The following is a 14735-nucleotide window of genomic DNA, read 5'->3' on the forward strand; positions in this document are numbered from 1 at the left end:
AATCCACACCGAACCCGGAAGGCCCTCACCCGTTCAAGATCCCTAAGCCGAGACCTGCATCACCCGTCCACAACCTCCCGCGGCATTACACCTAGTGCACGACGCACAGACAGATCTTGCCGAGGGGCGTGACCGCGTAGTTCATGTCGAAGTCGAGGTCGAGTTCGTCGACGCTCACGCCGGGCATGGCGTCGCGCCGGATCCGCGCCCGGCTGGAGTCGGGTGTGCCGTTGCCGATGCGCACCCGCGCGTAGGCGCGGCTGAGGAACTCCTCGGTCACCCCGATGTCGCTGCTCTCGAAGTGCAAGGTCCGCATACCGCCTCCACCTCGTCCGTTCCGTTCCTTCGCCCCCGACGAGCGTACGACTCCCGGGCAGTGCACCGTCACGCCGGGTGAGGAACGAGGGCGGGGAATTTCGTTTTGTGGACAGGTGCCCGAGTCATTGTTCGTTCCTGGTGCGGCGGCGCTGACCTGCGACCCGGCATCGTCGGACGGTACGTCGGAATCATGGAGAGGCGGTGGGCCGCGGTGAGCGAGGACGTATCGGTCGACAGCATCACCATGCTGCAGGCGGAGGTACGGCAGCTGCACCAGGCGATCGCCTCGCACATCGTCGTCGACCAGGCGATCGGGGTCGTCATGGTGCTCGGCGGCCTGGATCCGAAACAGGGCTGGGCCGTCCTCAAAGAGGTCTCGCAGCACACCAACACCAAGCTGCGCGCCGTCGCGGAGCAGGTCGTGGGGTGGGCGAACGGCGGCGAACTGGCCGCGCGGACCCGCGGGGCCCTGGACGCGGCGCTCGAACGCGCGCGGTAGGACGGCGCCGACCCGTCCTGACCCGGACCGGTCCGACCGTCCTGACCTGACCCGTCCCGGTCGGGCCCGACCCCGTCAGTCCAGCTGCAACCGCATCAGCGTCAGATCGAGCCAGCGCCCGAACTTCGTGCCGACCTCCCGCACCGTGCCCGCGTGCTCGAACCCGTGCCGCTCGTGGAGCCGGATCGACGCCGCGTTGCCCGCCTCGATCCCCGCGATCATGATGTGCAGGCCCGCGGCCCGGGCGGACGTGACGAGCGCGCCGAGCAGGGTCGAGCCGATGCCGTTGCCGTGGTGGCCCTCGGCCACGTACACCGAATTCTCGACCGTGTGCCGGAACCCCGAGTACTCCTTCCACGGGCCGTAGGCCCCGAAGCCGACGACGGTGCCGCCGAGTTCGGCCACGTACGCGGAGCCCCGCGCAAGGTGCGCGCCGAGCCAGGTCGCGCCCTCGTCACGCGACTGCGGTGTGTCCGTCCACAGCGCCGTCCCGTGCTCGATGGCGTGGTTGCGGATGGCGAGTACCGCGTCGAGGTCCCGGGAAAGTGCCGGGCGGACGGTCACCGCCCGCATCCCCGTCTCGTATGGTGGATTCATGTCCAACATCGTAGACCCCCTGGTCGAGCGGATCGGCGCGCGCATCCGGGCCGAGCGGGACCGGCGCCGCTGGACGCTCTCGGAGCTGGCGGAGGCGTCGGGGGTCTCGCGCGCGATGATCAACCGGATCGAGCGGGGCGAGAGCAACCCCACCGCCGTGGTCCTCGGCAAGCTGTCGGCGGCGTTCCGGCTGAGCGTCGCCACGCTCCTCGACCCGGAGGCGGACGCGGAGCGGGTGCGGCGCGGGGAGGCGACGCCGCGGTGGCTCGACCCGGAGACCGGCTACGAGCGGCGGCAGCTGTCGGGGCCAGGGTTCCCGGCCGAGATGGCCGAGATCCGGCTGCCCGCAGGGGCCCACGTGCCGTACCCCGCCGCCGCGTTCGCCTTCCACCGGCAGCTCATCTGGGTCGTCGACGGCCGGCTCACCTTCCACGAGGGCGAGACGGTGCACGAGCTGGAGGCGGGCGACACGGTCGAACTCGGGCGGCCCGCGCCGTGTGCCTTCGTCAACGCCACGGACCGGGAATGCCGTTACGCCGTCGTCCTGGTGCGCGGGGAGGCACCGTGAACGCCCCGATGCCTCCGGGCCACCTCGCCGAGCGCCGCCCCACCGAGTGCCACCTCGCCGAGCGCCGCCCCACCGAGTGCCACCTCGCCGAGTGCCGCCCCACCGAGCGCCGCCCCACCGAGCGCCGCCCCACCGAGCGCCGCCTCGCCGAGCGCGTCCTCCCGGGCGAGGGAGCGTCATGAGCCTGCGCCGCGGTGGCGTCGGGCTGCTCGCCTGCACCGCCGGGATCGCCCTCGCCAACAACTACGCCGTCCAGCCCGCCCTCGGCGACGTCGCCCGCTCCACCGGCACCTCCGCGGCGGCCATCGGCCTGGTCACCACGGCCGCGCTCGCCGGCTGCATCGCCGGCTTCGCCTTCCTGCTGCCGCTCGCCGACCGCGCGGCGCCCCGCCGCCTCGTCACGGGACAGCTCCTCCTGCTCACCACCGGCCTCGTGCTCGCCGCGGCGGCGGGCGGGCTCGGCCTGCTGCTCGTCGCGTACGTGATCATCGGCGCGGGTGCGAGCGTCAGCGCGCAGTCCTCCACCATCGCCGGCCGCGGTGTGCCACCGGAGCGGCGCGGGTCGGCCGTCGCGCTCGTCGCCGCCGGGATGTCCGCGGGGATCCTGCTCAGCCGCCTCGTCGGCGGCGCCCTCTCCGACGCACTCGGCTGGCGCGGCATGCTGCTCGTCTTCGCCGGGCTCGTCCTGCTGTGCGCCGCCGGGGCGTGGCTGCGGCTGCCGGGCGAGCGGCCCGCGCCCACCGGCGGCTATCTCGCCACGCTGACGGCGCTGCCGGGACTGCTGCGCCGCCACCGCACGCTGCGCCGGGCCGTGCTCACCGGCAGCCTGTGGTACTTCGCGTTCAGCCTGGTCTGGGTCGCGCTCACTGTGCGCCTCGCCCAGCCCCCCTACGCGCTCGACGCCGCCGACATCGGCCTCTACAGCCTGGCCGGCGCCCTCGGGTTCGCCGCGCTGCCCGTCGCCGGACGCCTCGGCGACCGGTTCGGGCAGCGCGTGGTGATCTGCGCGAGCATGGGCGCGGCCGCCGCCGGGGCCGCGCTGCTCTGCACCGGCCTGGACACCCCGGCGGTCACCGCGGCGGGCCTCGCCCTCGTCGACGCGGGCTGTTTCACCGCGCAGGCCGCGAACCAGGCCCGCATCCTCGCCATCGACCCCCGCCGCGGCGGCAGCCTCAGCGGCGTCTACCTGCTGCTCTACTTCCTCGCGGGCGTCGTCGGCTCGGCGCTCGCCGCGCCCCTCATCGAGTCCGGCGGCTGGCTCGCGGCGTCCGGCGCGGTGCTCGGCGCGCTGCTCGTCGCCGGGCTGCTGGCGGTGCGCCGCGACAGCGACGGCCCGGGGGACGACGCGAAACGGCCGGGACGCGGACGCCCCGGCCGTCGTCGTGCGGGGTGGCTCAGTCCTCGTCCTGCCGCGCCCGCTTCTCCGCCTGCTCGGCGTGGAGCTTCTTGACGCGGACGTTCTCCTTGCGGACCTCCGACTGCGTGGCCCGCTCCTTCTGGAGCCACTCGGGGTTCTCGTCCTTGAGGGCGTCGATCTGCTCCGTGGTGAGCGGCTCGGCGACACCGCCGCGGGCCAGGCCCGCGATGGAGACGCCCAGCTTCTCGGCGACCACCGGACGCGGGTGCGGGCCGTTCGCGCGCAGGTCGAGCAGCCACTGCGGCGGATCGGCCTGCAGCGCGCTCAGCTCACCGCGCGAGACGACGCCCTCACGGAACTCGGCGGGCGTGGCCTCGAGGTACACACCCAGCTTCTTCGCCGCCGTGGCGGGCTTCATGGTCTGGGTGTTGGATTGCGAACTCATGAGGTCAAGGGTATCGAGCGTGAGGGAGAGGTCCGACCACGCCGGGTAGCCTTGTGGCGTGACAGGCACGGAAGACACCCCCACGGCGACCCCTTCGTTCCGGCTCGCGTACGTTCCCGGAGCGACCCCCGCCAAGTGGGTCCGGATCTGGAACGAGCGGCTGCCCGGCACTCCGCTCGCGCTGGTCCCGGTCGCCGCCGACGAGGCGCCGGACGTACTGCGGCGCGGTGACGCCGACGCGGGACTGGTGCGCCTGCCCGTGGACCGTACGTTCTTCAGCGCCATCCCGCTCTACACCGAGACCACCGTCGTACTGGTCCCGAAGGACCACGTGATCTCCGCCGTGGAGGAGGTCACCCTGGCCGATCTCGCCGACGAGATCGTGCAGCACCCCCTCGACGACGTCATGGACTGGGAGCGCCCGCCCGGCCGGCCCGCGTTCGAGCGCCCGGCCACCACGGCCGACGCCGTGGAACTGGTCGCCGCGGGCGTGGGCCTGCTGGTCTTGCCCCAGTCGCTGGCCCGGCTGCACCACCGCAGGGACCTCACCTACCGGCCCGTCACGGACGCGCCCGGTTCGGACGTGGCGCTGGCCTGGCCCGAGGAGCGGACCACCGACCAGGTCGAGGACTTCATCGGGATCGTGCGCGGCCGGACGGTGAACAGCTCCCGGGGCCGCGGCCAGGACCCGGCCCCGCAGGACAAGAAGAAGCCCGCTGTCAAGAAGGCGCCGGCACGGAGTGCGGGCCGCCCCAAGTCCGGCGCCGGGCAGGCGGGCCGGCGGCAGGGCGGCAAGCAGCAGTCCGGCAAGGCCGGCAAGCCCAGTAAGCACGGCAAGCCCCGCAAGCGGTCGTAGCGAGCCGAGCCCTACCCCGGCGCCGGAGGCCCCGGCGCTCCGGCCCGCAGCCCGTCCGTCACCAGATCCAGCAGGCGGCCCGTGCGGGACTGCCAGTCGCTGTGCGGGTCGACGAGCCACAGGCCCGCGATGGCCAGCATGAAGTCGTCCGGGGTGACCCCGGGCCGGATCGTGCCCGCCTTCGCGTTCGCCGCCAGGAGCAGCGTCACCGCCTCGGTCAGCGGGCCGTGCGCGAGGCTCTTGAAGGCGCCGCGGGCCGTCGTCGCCTCGCGCAGCGCGTCCGCGAGGCCCGCCTTGGCCATCGCGTACTGGGCGAGCCGGTCCATCCACTCGCGCAGCGCCACCTCGGGACGGCGGGTGCACAGCAACTGGGCCGCCGTCTCGGCGACTTGCTGCACCTCGTAGCGGTACACCTCCAGGACGAGCGCCTCCCGGCTCGGGAAGTTGCGGTAGAACGTGCCCTGCCCGACACCCGCCTTGCGCGCGATGGTGCTCAGCGGCGCGTCCGCCGAGCGGGTCAGCTCCGTCAGGGCCACCTCGAGGATGCGCTCGCGGTTGCGCTGCGCGTCGGAGCGCAGAGCCGGGTGCTTCTTCGGATGCTGCACGCCTCCTCCTCGGGTCGTGGCGGGTCGGCGCCGCCCGTGGCGCGGAACGGTCCTTGCTGGGCGGACAGTTGTCCACTACGGTCGTGACGACAGAGTGGACAGGTGTCCGCTTCGTTCCGACCCACCATAGCGGCGACCGCGGCCGATTCCGACGCCGAACCCCCATCCGTCCTCTTTGTACAGCGCTGATTCTCCTCGCACCGGATACGCGAAAGAAGGCTGCTCATGGCACCAGCGGGCATCTCTACGTCCAGCTCGATCACCCTGCACGTCAACGGAGAGAAGTACACCCTGCCCGTCGACCACCGCACCACCCTGCTCGACGCCCTGCGCGAGCGGCTCAATCTGACCGGCACGAAGAAGGGCTGCGACCAGGGGCAGTGCGGCGCCTGCACGGTGCTCGTCGACGGGCGCCGCGCCGTGTCGTGCCTGCAACTGGCCGTCGCCGCCGAGGGCCGCGAGATCACCACCATCGAGGGCGTCGCGGACGGCGACGAACTCCACCCGCTGCAGGAGGCGTTCGTCGAGCTCGACGGCTTCCAGTGCGGCTACTGCACCCCCGGCCAGATCTGTTCGGCCCTCGGCGTCCTCCAGGAGCACGCGGCCGGCTGGCCGAGCGCCGCGACCGAGGACGTGCGGCCCGAGGCGGGACCGCCGCCCCTGAGCCCCGAGGAGATCAGGGAACGCATGAGCGGGAACCTGTGCCGCTGCGGCGCGTACGGGTCGATCGTCCGGGCCGTCACCCAGGCCGCGCAGAGCACGAAGGAGCCGGTGGCGTGAAGGAGTTCGGTTACGAAAGGGCGCTCGACGTACCGGGCGCCGTGGCGGTGCTCGGCGCCGACCCCGGCGCGCGCTTCCTCGGCGGCGGCACCAACCTCGTCGACCTGATGAAGGCGGGGGTGGAACGCCCCGCCCACCTGGTCGACGTGCGCGAACTGCCCCTGGACCGGGTCGAGTCGACCGAGGACGGCGGACTGCGCATCGGCGCCACCGTCACCAACAGTGACCTCGCCGCCCACCCCGACGTGCGGAGCCGCTACCCCGCGCTGACCCAGGCCGTGCTCGCCGGGGCGTCCGGACAGCTGCGCAACATGGCCACCGTCGGCGGCAATCTGCTCCAGCGCACCCGCTGCGGCTACTTCACCGATGTCAGCAAGCCGTGCAACAAGCGGGTGCCCGGCAGCGGTTGCCCCGCGATCACGGGTGAGCACCGCAACCACGCGATACTCGGGGCGAGCGAGGCGTGCGTGGCCGTGCACCCGTCCGACATGGGCGTGGCGCTTGCCGCCTTCGACGCCGTCGTGCAGTACGAGACCGCCGCCGGTCAGGGTGAGTTGGCCCTCGCCGACTTCTACCGGCCCGTCGGCTCCACTCCGCACCTGGAGACCGCACTGCCCGCGGGCGCGCTCATCACCGGGGTCACCCTGCCGCCCGCACCCGTCGCCGCCCGCTCCCGTTACCGCAAGGTCCGCGAGCGCGCCTCGTACGCCTTCGCCATCGGTTCGGTGGCCGCCGCCCTCGACGTCCGGGACGGCGTCGTGCGCGACGTGCGCCTCGCGTTCGGCGCGGTCGCCTCCCGGCCGTGGCGGGCCCGCGCCGCGGAGCGCGCGCTGATCGGCGCGCCCGCGGACGAGACGGCGTTCGCGGCCGCGGCCGACGCCGAACTCGCCGCCGCCGAACCGCTGCCGCGGAACGCGTACAAGGTGGCGCTGATGCGCAACCTCGTCGTGGCGCAGCTCACCGAACTCACGCAGGAGGCGCTCCGATGACGACACAGACCCCGTCCACCACCGCGAAACCGGACGCGGTCGGCGTCGCGCACCCCCGTGTCGAGGGCCGCGACAAGGTCACCGGCGCGGCCCGCTACGCCGCCGAGATCCCCTTCACCGAACTCGCCCACGGCTGGCTGGTGCTGTCGACCGTGACCCGCGGCCGCATCAGCGCGATCGACGAGGAGGCGGTCCTCGCCCTCCCCGGCGTCCTGGCCGTCCTGCACCACAAGAACGCGCCGCGCGTGAACGACGACGTCATCGGCGCGCTCGGCCGCCCGGACCCGATCGTCCAGGTCTTCCAGAACGACCGGGTGCCGCACGCGGGCTGGCCCGTCGCCCTCGTCGTCGCCGAGACGTCCGAGCAGGCGCGGGAGGCGGCGGAGGCGCTCGTCGTCGAGTACGACGAGGAACCGCACGACGTCGCCTTCTACGCCGGCCGGCCCGGCGTCTACACACCGCAGGACAACGAAGTCACCAAGGGCGACCTGGAGGCCGAACTCGCCGCTTCGGCCGTGGTGTTGGACGCCTCCTACACGACGCCCGAGCAGCACCACGGCGCCATGGAGCCGCACGCGGTGACCGTGCGCTGGGACGGCGGCCGCCTGGAGGTCTTCGACTCCAACCAGGGCAGCAAGTGGGTCGCCGACGACCTCGCCAACCTGTTCTCCCTCGACCTGTCCGCCGTCCACGTCCGCTCCGAGCACGTCGGCGGCGCCTTCGGCTCCAAGGGGCTGCGGGCGCACCACGTGGCCGCCGTGATGGCCGCCACCCAGTTGCAGCGGCCGGTCCGCGTAGTGCTGACGAGGCGTCAGGTCTTCGCGACGACCGGCTACCGCAGCCCCACCGCGCAGCGCGTGCGGCTCGGCGCCGACCCGGACGGCCGGCTGCGCGCCTTCGCGCACGAACACCAGAACCTCACCTCGAACCTGCGGGAGTTCGTCGAGGGCGGCGCCGGGTTCGGCCGCAGCATGTACGCGGCCGACGCGCACCACACCGTCAATCGGGTCGTGCCCGTGGACGTCGCGACACCGACCTGGATGCGGGCGCCGGGCGAGGCGCCGGGCTCGTTCGCCGTGGAGTCGGCGCTCGACGAACTCGCCGAGCGGCTCGGCGTGGACCCGATCGCGCTGCGCGCCCGCAACGAACCCACGGTGGGCCCGGTGTCGGGGCTGCCGTTCAGCAGCCGCAATCTGCTCGGCTGCTTCGAGGAGGGCGCGCGCCGGTTCGGCTGGGCGGACCGCGACCCGCGCCCGCGGGTACGCCGCGAAGGGCGCTGGCTGCTGGGCACGGGCACCGCCGCGTCGACGTTCCCCTCGGGGGTGGCGCCCACCACGGCGTCCGTGACCGCCGAGCCCGACGGCACCTTCACCGTCCGGGTCACCGCGGCCGACGTCGGCACCGGGGCGCGCACCGCCCTCACCCTCATCGCCGCCGACGCCCTCGGCGTGGTGCCCGACCGGGTCCGGGTCCGCATCGCCGACAGCGACTACGGGCCCGCCTGGGTCGCGGGCGGCTCGATGGGCACCCGGTCCTGGGGCTGGGCCGTCCAGGCGGCCGCGCGTGACCTGCGCGAACGCCTGCCGCTCGCCCCCGGTGACATCCCGGCGGACGGGATCACCGCCCGGACGGACACCACCGAGCTGATCGCCGCGCTCGCGGAGAAGGAGCGGTACTCCTTCGGGGCGCAGTTCGCCGAGGTCGCGGTGGACGTGGCCACCGGCGAGGTACGGGTGCGGCGCCTCCTCGGCATCTTCGCGGCCGGCCGGATCATCAACCCGCTCACCGCCCGGAGCCAGTTCACCGGCGGCATGACCTGGGGCATCTCCATGGCGCTGCACGAGGAAGCCGTGCGGGACGAGGCGTTCGGCTCCCACGTCGGCGCCGACTTCGCGGGCTACCACGTCGCCGCGCACGCCGATGTGCCGGAGCTCCAGGCGGACTGGATCGACGACCCGGACCCCGACGACCCCGTCGGGATCAAGGGCATCGGCGAGATCGGCATCGTGGGCACGGCCGCCGCGATCGCCAACGCGGTGTGGCACGCGACCGGTGTCCGCCACCGTGATCTGCCGATCCGGCCCGACCGGGTGCTGCTCGGCGAGGCGCACCGGGATGCTTGATCTCGCCGCCGAGCTGAGCGAATGGGCCGCGCAGGGCCGGGAGTTCGCTGTCGCCACCGTCGTCTCGGTGAGCGGCAGCGCGCCCCGGCCGCCCGGCGCGGCCCTCGCCGTCGACTCCGCGGGGGAGGTCATCGGCTCCGTCTCGGGCGGCTGCGTCGAGGGCGCGGTCTACGAACTGTGCGTCGATGCCCTGCGGGACGGGACGCCGCGCCGGGAGCGGTTCGGCTACAGCGACGACGACGCGTTCGCGGTCGGACTGACCTGCGGCGGCGCCGTGGAGGTGCACGTCGTCCCGGTCCGTACGGACTCCCCGTCCCGGACCGTCGTGGCGGCGGCGCTCACCGCGGCGGCCCACGACGAGGCGGTGGCGCTCGCCCGGATCCTCGACGGGCCCGGCGAACTCGCGGGCGGCGGCGGCCTGTTGCTGGTCAGGCCCGACGGCTCGTACGAGAGCGGGCTCGGCTCCGGCGACGACCCCGGGCTCGCCGCGCAGGCCCGCGCCCTGCTCGACCTCGGGCGGACCGGTGTCTGCGAGGTGCCGGAGAGCTCGGCGCGGTGCGGCGGCGACGTCACCCTCTTCGTCGAGTCGAGCGTGCCGCCCGCCCGGATGATCGTGTTCGGCGCGGTGGACTTCGCGGGCGCACTGGTCCGGGTGGGCAAGCTCCTCGGCTTCCATGTGACGCTCTGCGACGCGCGGGGCGTCTTCGCGACGCGGGCCCGTTTCCCGGCGGCGGACGAGGTGGTCGTCGAGTGGCCGGACCGCTATCTGCGCGCCACGGCCACCGACGAGCGGACGGTGCTCTGCGTCCTCACCCACGACGCCAAGTTCGACGTGCCCCTGCTGGAAGTGGCGCTCCGGCTGCCCGTGGCCTACGTCGGCGCGATGGGCTCGCGCCGCACGCACGAGGACCGGCTCGGCAGGCTGCGCGAGGCCGGGGTGGCGGAGCACGAACTGGCCCGGCTGCGCTCACCCATCGGCCTGGACCTCGGCGGCCGTACGCCGGAGGAGACGGCGGTGTCGATCGGCGCCGAGATCGTCGCGGTACGGCGGGGCGGCAGCGGGACGCCGCTGGCGACGGCGCGGGGGCCGATCCACGCAGGGCCCAGGGAGTAGCGCACCACCCCCCCCGGGCACGTCACCGCTCCCGCGGGCCGGGCGCCCGGCCCGCGAAGTTGGCCGCCTTCCGCTGCTGGATGCAGTCCGCCGCCGTGATCGGCGGATAGCGGCCGGCCGCCGTAGGACGCGGTGTTCCACCCGCGTTGCCACCAGACCTCCGCCGCGGAACCCACGGGCCTCAAGGGCGCGGCGAGGGCCCCGGCCGGCGGGTGCGGGGTCCGCTTCCGCCGCCCTGCGCCGTCGCGCCGTCGCGTGCGGCCTTCGCCTGCCCCGCGAGTTCGGCCTCCAGGGCCCCGATGCGGCGCAGGGAGCGCAGATGCGCGGCGACCTTGAGGCGCAGCAGCCAGGGGTCGACCGGCTTGGTGAGGATGTCCGTCACGCCCAACCCATAAGCCTCTTCGGCGAGTTGGGCATGGCGGAACAAGCCGGTCAGCAGGATCACGGGGATGTCCGACGTCTGGTCGAGGCGGTGCAGATGCAGGGCCACCTCCAGCCCCGTCATGCCCGGCATGATGACGTCCAGGAGGATCAGGTCGATGCCGCCGCGCAGTACGATCTTGAGCGCCTCCTCGCCGCTCTGCGCCCGCTCGGTGGGACAGCCGAGCGGGGCCAGGGCGCTCTCCAGGGCGAAGAGTGTCTCCTCATGGTTGTCCACGAGGAGAACTGTGAGTTCCGTCGGCATGTCACCGTCCTTGGTGGATCGCTCCCGGCCGGGGAGCGACCGCGGCCGACCCTTCGCCGCGCCGTGCGTGGGGGACAGAGGGGGCGGAGCGGGAAGAGCTCCTCTGTCACGATGCGGGGTCCCGGTGACGGCCCGACAGGGGCCGGTCGGCCCCGGCCCGGTGCGCAACGGCCCCTTGCGACGCTGGCGACATGATCATCACGGCGGTAGCGTGCCCGTATCGACGCGTGAGGAGGCTGGAGCATGACACAGAAGGTGACCGCGGGGCTGGCCGCCATGAAGGACGACCTGGCCGCCCTCTACCGGGACCTGCACCAGCACCCGGAACTCTCGCTCCAGGAGACGCGGACGGCGGGGCTGCTCGCCCGGCGGCTGCGGGACGCCGGGTTCGACGAGGTGGCCGAAGGGGTCGGCGGCACCGGCGTGGTCGGCGTGGTGCGCAACGGCGACGGGCCCGTCGTCATGCTCCGCGCGGACATCGACGCGCTGCCCGTCGAGGAGAGGACGGGCCTGCCGTACGCGAGCCGGGTCCGCGGCGTCGACCACGAGGGCCGTGACGTGCCGGTCATGCACGCCTGCGGGCACGACATGCACGCCACCTGTCTGAGCGGCGCCGCCACCCTGCTGGCCCGGGCGCGCGAGCAGTGGTCGGGGACCCTGCTCGTCGTGTTCCAGCCCGCCGAGGAGCGGGTGCGCGGCGCCCGCGACATGGTCGAGGACGGTCTCTTCGAGCGCTTCCCGAAGCCGGAGATCGTACTGGGCCAGCACGTCGGCCCGCTGCCGGCCGGCTTCATCGGCTACGGCACCGGCCCGGTCATGGCGGCCTCGGACGCCCTCGACGTCACCCTGCACGGCCGCGGCGCCCACGGCTCGCGCCCGGAGGCGTCCGTCGACCCCGTGCTGATGGCCTCGCACGTCGTCACCCGGCTGCAGGGCATCGTCAGCCGGGAGGTGCCGCCCGCCGAGACGGCCGTGGTCACCGTCGGCCGCCTCCAGGCGGGCACGAAGGAGAACATCATCCCGGCCACGGCCGAACTCGGGATCAACATCCGCTCGTACACGCCGGAGACCCGCACGCTGGTGCGCGCGGCCGTGGAGCGCGTCGTGCGCGCGGAGTCGCAGGCGAGCAAGGCGGTCGCCGAGCCCACCCTGGAGTGGCACTCCAGCGCGCCCGCCCTCGTGAGCGACCCCGACAGCACCCGCACCACGGTGGCCGCGTTCGCCGCCTACTTCGGGCAGGAACGCATCATGCAGATGCCGCAGGTCAACGCGAGCGAGGACGTCGGCGTGTTCGGCGAGAGCCTCGGCGTGCCCACGGTCTTCTGGTTCTGGGGCGGGCTGGAGACGCAGACGGTGGTCGCCGCGCTGCAGGAGGGCCGCCTCGACTCTCTGCCGAGCAACCACTCGCCGCACTTCGCGCCGCTCGTCGAGCCGACCCTGAGCACGGGTGTCGAAGCGCTCGTGGTCGCCGCCCAGACATGGCTCGGCCCCGCCGCGTGACGGCCCGCAGACCCGGCCCCGGCCGTACGGTCCCGGTCGCGCGGTCCTAGACCGGCAGCAACCGGCCCACCAGCGCGCTCAGCTGGCGTGCGGTGCGGCACTCGTGCATCGCCACGACCTCCGCGTACGCGCCGGCCGCCGAGTCGCCCGTGTCCCACAGGGAACGGGGCTCGGGGTTGAGCCAGTGGACGCGGCGGGCCGAGCGGGCGATGCGGCGCAGCGCCGGGACGTTCGGGTCCATCTGGTTGTTCCGGGCGTCGCCCAGGACGAAGACCGAGGCGCGCGGGGTGACGGCGGCCTCGTAGCGTTCGACGAACTCGCCGAGGGCCGTGCCGTAGTCGCTGCTGCCGTGCCAGCCGGTGACCGCCGCCTCGGTGGTGATGCGCTCCCCGAGCCCCCCGGGGTCGGCGGTGCCGCGGGCAATGAGCTCGGTGACCTCGTCGATCCTGTTGACGAAGGCGAAGACGCGGACCTTGCTGAACTCGTCGTGCAGCGCCTGCACCAGCAGCATCGTGAAGTTCGCGAACCCGGCGACGGAGCCCGAGACGTCGCAGAGCAGGACGAGTTCGGGCCGGGCCGGGCGGCGCCTGCGCAGCACCGGACGCATCGGCACACCGCCCGTGGAGAGCGAGCCGCGCAGCGTACGCCGCAGGTCGATACGGCCGCGCGCCGCGCGCCGGCGACGGGCCGCGAGACGGGTCGCCAGTTTGCGGGCCAGCGGGTGGACGGTCCTGCGCAGTTCGGCCAGCTGGTCCTTGCCCGCGTACAGGAACGGGGTGCGGTCCGCGGTCCGCACCGGGACACGGCGGGCCATCTCGTCCGTGCCACGCCGCTCGGCGACGCGGCGCCGCGCCTCGGAGCGCACCTGCTCGCGGAACTCCTCGATACGGCGCCGGATCTCATCGGCCTCGATGCGGTCGGTGAACGCGCCGGAGCGGCCGCCGGACCCCCGCATGCCCGCCATGATCCCGGCGAGCAGGGTCTGCGGACGGAGCCGGTCGAGGGTCTGCATCGAGGAGAAGCCGCCCGCGTCGTACCCGCCGAGCCGGTCCACGGCCTCGGCGGCCAGCCGCGCCATGGCCGCCCGGTCGCCCGCCGCCAGGGCCTCGGCGAGCCGCTCACGCAGCTCATCCCGGTCGAACGCGCCGTCCGCGAGGCCCGGCGCCCCGACGTCGCGCGGGAAGTACAGGTCGAAGACCGGGTCGAAGACGGCGCGCTGGCCCTGGTCGTGCAGGAGCGCCGCGGCGAGCCCCTCGCGCAGATGCTCGCGGTGGTCGAGGCCGAGCGCCGCCACGGCCTGCGCCGCGTCCACGCTCTCACCCGTACCGATCCGGATGCCGTGCGTGCGCAACACCCGGACCAGGGACGTCACCCGGTCCGTGACCGACTCCGTGCTCACACCGCGTCCAGATCGAGCTTGGCCGAGGCCCGCTGCACGTCCTCCTGGTGCTTGAGGACGACACCGAGGGACTGCCGTACGACCTCCTCGTCCAGCCGGTCCGCGCCGAGCGCGAGCAGGGTGCGCGCCCAGTCGACCGTCTCCGCCACCGACGGCACCTTGCGCAGGTCCATCGCGCGCAGCGCGCCCACCACCCGGACCAGGGAGTCGGCGAGCACCGTGTCCAGTTCGGGCACCTTCAGGGCCACGATCCGGCGCTCCAGCTCCTCCTCGGGGAAGCCGATGTGCAGGAAGAGACAGCGGCGGCGCAGCGCCTCCGACAGCTCCCGGCTCGCGTTCGAGGTGAGCACGACGAAGGGCCGGCGCGTGGCGCTGATCGTGCCCAGCTCCGGAACCGTCACCTGGAAGTCGGAGAGCACCTCGAGCAGCAGCCCCTCCACCTCCACGTCCGCCTTGTCCATCTCGTCGATGAGCAGGACCTTCGCGTCGTCGCCGCGGATCGCGCTCAACAGCGGGCGCGCCAGCAGGAACTCCTCGCCGAAGATGTCGGTGCGCGTCTGGTCCCAGGACTCGTCGCGGCCCGCGGTGATGCGCAGCAACTGCTTGGCGTGGTTCCACTCGTACAGCGCGCGCGACTCGTCGACGCCCTCGTAGCACTGGAGACGGATGAGGCGCGCGTCGCTGATCGCGGCGACCGCCTTCGCGAGCTCGGTCTTGCCGACGCCCGCCGGGCCCTCCACGAGCAGCGGCTTGCCGAGCCTGGCGGCCAGGAACACGGTGGTCGCGACCGCGGGCGAGGCCAGATAGCCGGTCCCGGCCAGGCGTGCGGTGACATCGTCCACGGAAGTGAACAACGGGGCCTCCAGCTCGATGTGTTGCGGGCTCTCCAGCTGATCAGCT

General features: G+C 73.7%; 17 protein-coding genes. 10 read left to right on the forward strand and 7 right to left on the reverse strand.

From position 1 onward, the window contains the following. Positions 1-91: 91 nt before the first annotated feature. Positions 92-316 (reverse strand): hypothetical protein, encoded by a 225-nt coding sequence (locus ACZ45E_RS23815; protein WP_468223674.1) that lies wholly within the window; start codon positions 314-316, stop codon positions 92-94. Positions 317-562: 246 nt separating this feature from the next. Here ACZ45E_RS23815 and ACZ45E_RS23820 point away from each other — a divergent pair, with 246 nt between their 5' ends. Next, positions 563-817, forward strand: a complete 255-nt coding sequence (locus tag ACZ45E_RS23820; protein WP_468224271.1) for an ANTAR domain-containing protein — start codon at positions 563-565, stop codon at positions 815-817. Between the two features lie 75 nt (positions 818-892). Here ACZ45E_RS23820 and ACZ45E_RS23825 read toward each other — a convergent pair whose 3' ends face one another. Continuing rightward, positions 893-1414 carry a GNAT family N-acetyltransferase gene (locus tag ACZ45E_RS23825; RefSeq protein ID WP_468223677.1) on the reverse strand — a complete coding sequence of 174 codons (522 nt, stop codon included), beginning with the start codon at positions 1412-1414 and terminating at the stop codon, positions 893-895. On the opposite strand from ACZ45E_RS23825, the gene ACZ45E_RS23830 reads away from it, so the two are divergent. The 3 genes from ACZ45E_RS23830 to ACZ45E_RS23840 are packed head-to-tail and all read left to right on the forward strand — an operon-like array spanning position 1413 to position 3432. Further along, positions 1413-1982 (forward strand): helix-turn-helix domain-containing protein, encoded by a 570-nt coding sequence (locus ACZ45E_RS23830; protein WP_468223679.1) that lies wholly within the window; start codon positions 1413-1415, stop codon positions 1980-1982. The genes ACZ45E_RS23825 and ACZ45E_RS23830 overlap by 2 nt on opposite strands. After that, positions 1979-2164, forward strand: coding sequence for a hypothetical protein (locus ACZ45E_RS23835; RefSeq protein ID WP_468223680.1), 186 nt, complete (start codon positions 1979-1981; stop codon positions 2162-2164). Before ACZ45E_RS23830 ends, ACZ45E_RS23835 begins: the two co-directional genes overlap by 4 nt. Continuing rightward, positions 2161-3432: an MFS transporter gene (locus tag ACZ45E_RS23840; RefSeq protein WP_468223682.1), complete on the forward strand. Its 1272-nt coding sequence runs from the start codon at positions 2161-2163 to the stop codon at positions 3430-3432. The genes ACZ45E_RS23835 and ACZ45E_RS23840 overlap by 4 nt, the downstream gene beginning before the upstream one ends. Here the strand turns inward: ACZ45E_RS23840 and ACZ45E_RS23845 are convergent. Then, complete coding sequence (locus tag ACZ45E_RS23845; RefSeq protein ID WP_468223685.1) at positions 3377-3784, reverse strand: DUF5997 family protein; 408 nt, start codon at positions 3782-3784, stop codon at positions 3377-3379. The two genes, ACZ45E_RS23840 and ACZ45E_RS23845, sit on opposite strands and share 56 nt — an antisense overlap. A gap of 58 nt (positions 3785-3842) precedes the next feature. On the opposite strand from ACZ45E_RS23845, the gene ACZ45E_RS23850 reads away from it, so the two are divergent. Further along, entirely contained in the window at positions 3843-4640 is a 798-nt protein-coding gene (locus ACZ45E_RS23850) for a LysR family substrate-binding domain-containing protein (protein WP_468223687.1), read from the forward strand. A gap of 11 nt (positions 4641-4651) precedes the next feature. Here ACZ45E_RS23850 and ACZ45E_RS23855 read toward each other — a convergent pair whose 3' ends face one another. After that, positions 4652-5245, reverse strand: coding sequence for a TetR/AcrR family transcriptional regulator (locus tag ACZ45E_RS23855; RefSeq protein WP_468223688.1), 594 nt, complete (start codon positions 5243-5245; stop codon positions 4652-4654). 225 nt (positions 5246-5470) lie between these two features. On the opposite strand from ACZ45E_RS23855, the gene ACZ45E_RS23860 reads away from it, so the two are divergent. The 4 genes from ACZ45E_RS23860 to ACZ45E_RS23875 are packed head-to-tail and all read left to right on the forward strand — an operon-like array spanning position 5471 to position 10251. Beyond that, positions 5471-6025 carry a (2Fe-2S)-binding protein gene (locus ACZ45E_RS23860; RefSeq protein ID WP_468223691.1) on the forward strand — a complete coding sequence of 185 codons (555 nt, stop codon included), beginning with the start codon at positions 5471-5473 and terminating at the stop codon, positions 6023-6025. After that, positions 6022-7014, forward strand: a complete 993-nt coding sequence (locus ACZ45E_RS23865) for an FAD binding domain-containing protein (RefSeq protein WP_468223692.1) — start codon at positions 6022-6024, stop codon at positions 7012-7014. The genes ACZ45E_RS23860 and ACZ45E_RS23865 overlap by 4 nt, the downstream gene beginning before the upstream one ends. Then, entirely contained in the window at positions 7011-9137 is a 2127-nt protein-coding gene (locus tag ACZ45E_RS23870; protein WP_468223695.1) for a xanthine dehydrogenase family protein molybdopterin-binding subunit, read from the forward strand. The genes ACZ45E_RS23865 and ACZ45E_RS23870 overlap by 4 nt, the downstream gene beginning before the upstream one ends. Continuing rightward, positions 9130-10251, forward strand: a complete 1122-nt coding sequence (locus ACZ45E_RS23875; protein WP_468223697.1) for an XdhC family protein — start codon at positions 9130-9132, stop codon at positions 10249-10251. The genes ACZ45E_RS23870 and ACZ45E_RS23875 overlap by 8 nt, the downstream gene beginning before the upstream one ends. A 181-nt stretch (positions 10252-10432) precedes the next feature. Here the strand turns inward: ACZ45E_RS23875 and ACZ45E_RS23880 are convergent, their stop codons facing one another. After that, the gene (locus ACZ45E_RS23880; protein ID WP_468223699.1) at positions 10433-10936 is read right to left on the reverse strand and encodes a response regulator; all 504 of its coding nucleotides are present in this window, start codon (positions 10934-10936) and stop codon (positions 10433-10435) included. 243 nt (positions 10937-11179) lie between these two features. On the opposite strand from ACZ45E_RS23880, the gene ACZ45E_RS23885 reads away from it, so the two are divergent. Further along, positions 11180-12436, forward strand: coding sequence for an amidohydrolase (locus tag ACZ45E_RS23885; protein WP_468223702.1), 1257 nt, complete (start codon positions 11180-11182; stop codon positions 12434-12436). A 46-nt stretch (positions 12437-12482) separates the two neighbouring features. Here the strand turns inward: ACZ45E_RS23885 and ACZ45E_RS23890 are convergent, their stop codons facing one another. Further along, a complete protein-coding gene (locus ACZ45E_RS23890) occupies positions 12483-13835 on the reverse strand; it encodes a vWA domain-containing protein (protein ID WP_468223703.1) in 1353 nt (450 codons plus the stop codon). After that, on the reverse strand, positions 13832-14689 hold the full coding sequence (locus ACZ45E_RS23895; protein WP_468224273.1) for an AAA family ATPase: 858 nt from the start codon (positions 14687-14689) through the stop codon (positions 13832-13834). Before ACZ45E_RS23895 ends, ACZ45E_RS23890 begins: the two co-directional genes overlap by 4 nt. Between the last annotated feature and the right edge of the window lie 46 nt (positions 14690-14735).

The sequence above is a fragment of the Streptomyces sp. NPDC030991 genome, assembly GCF_055571235.1.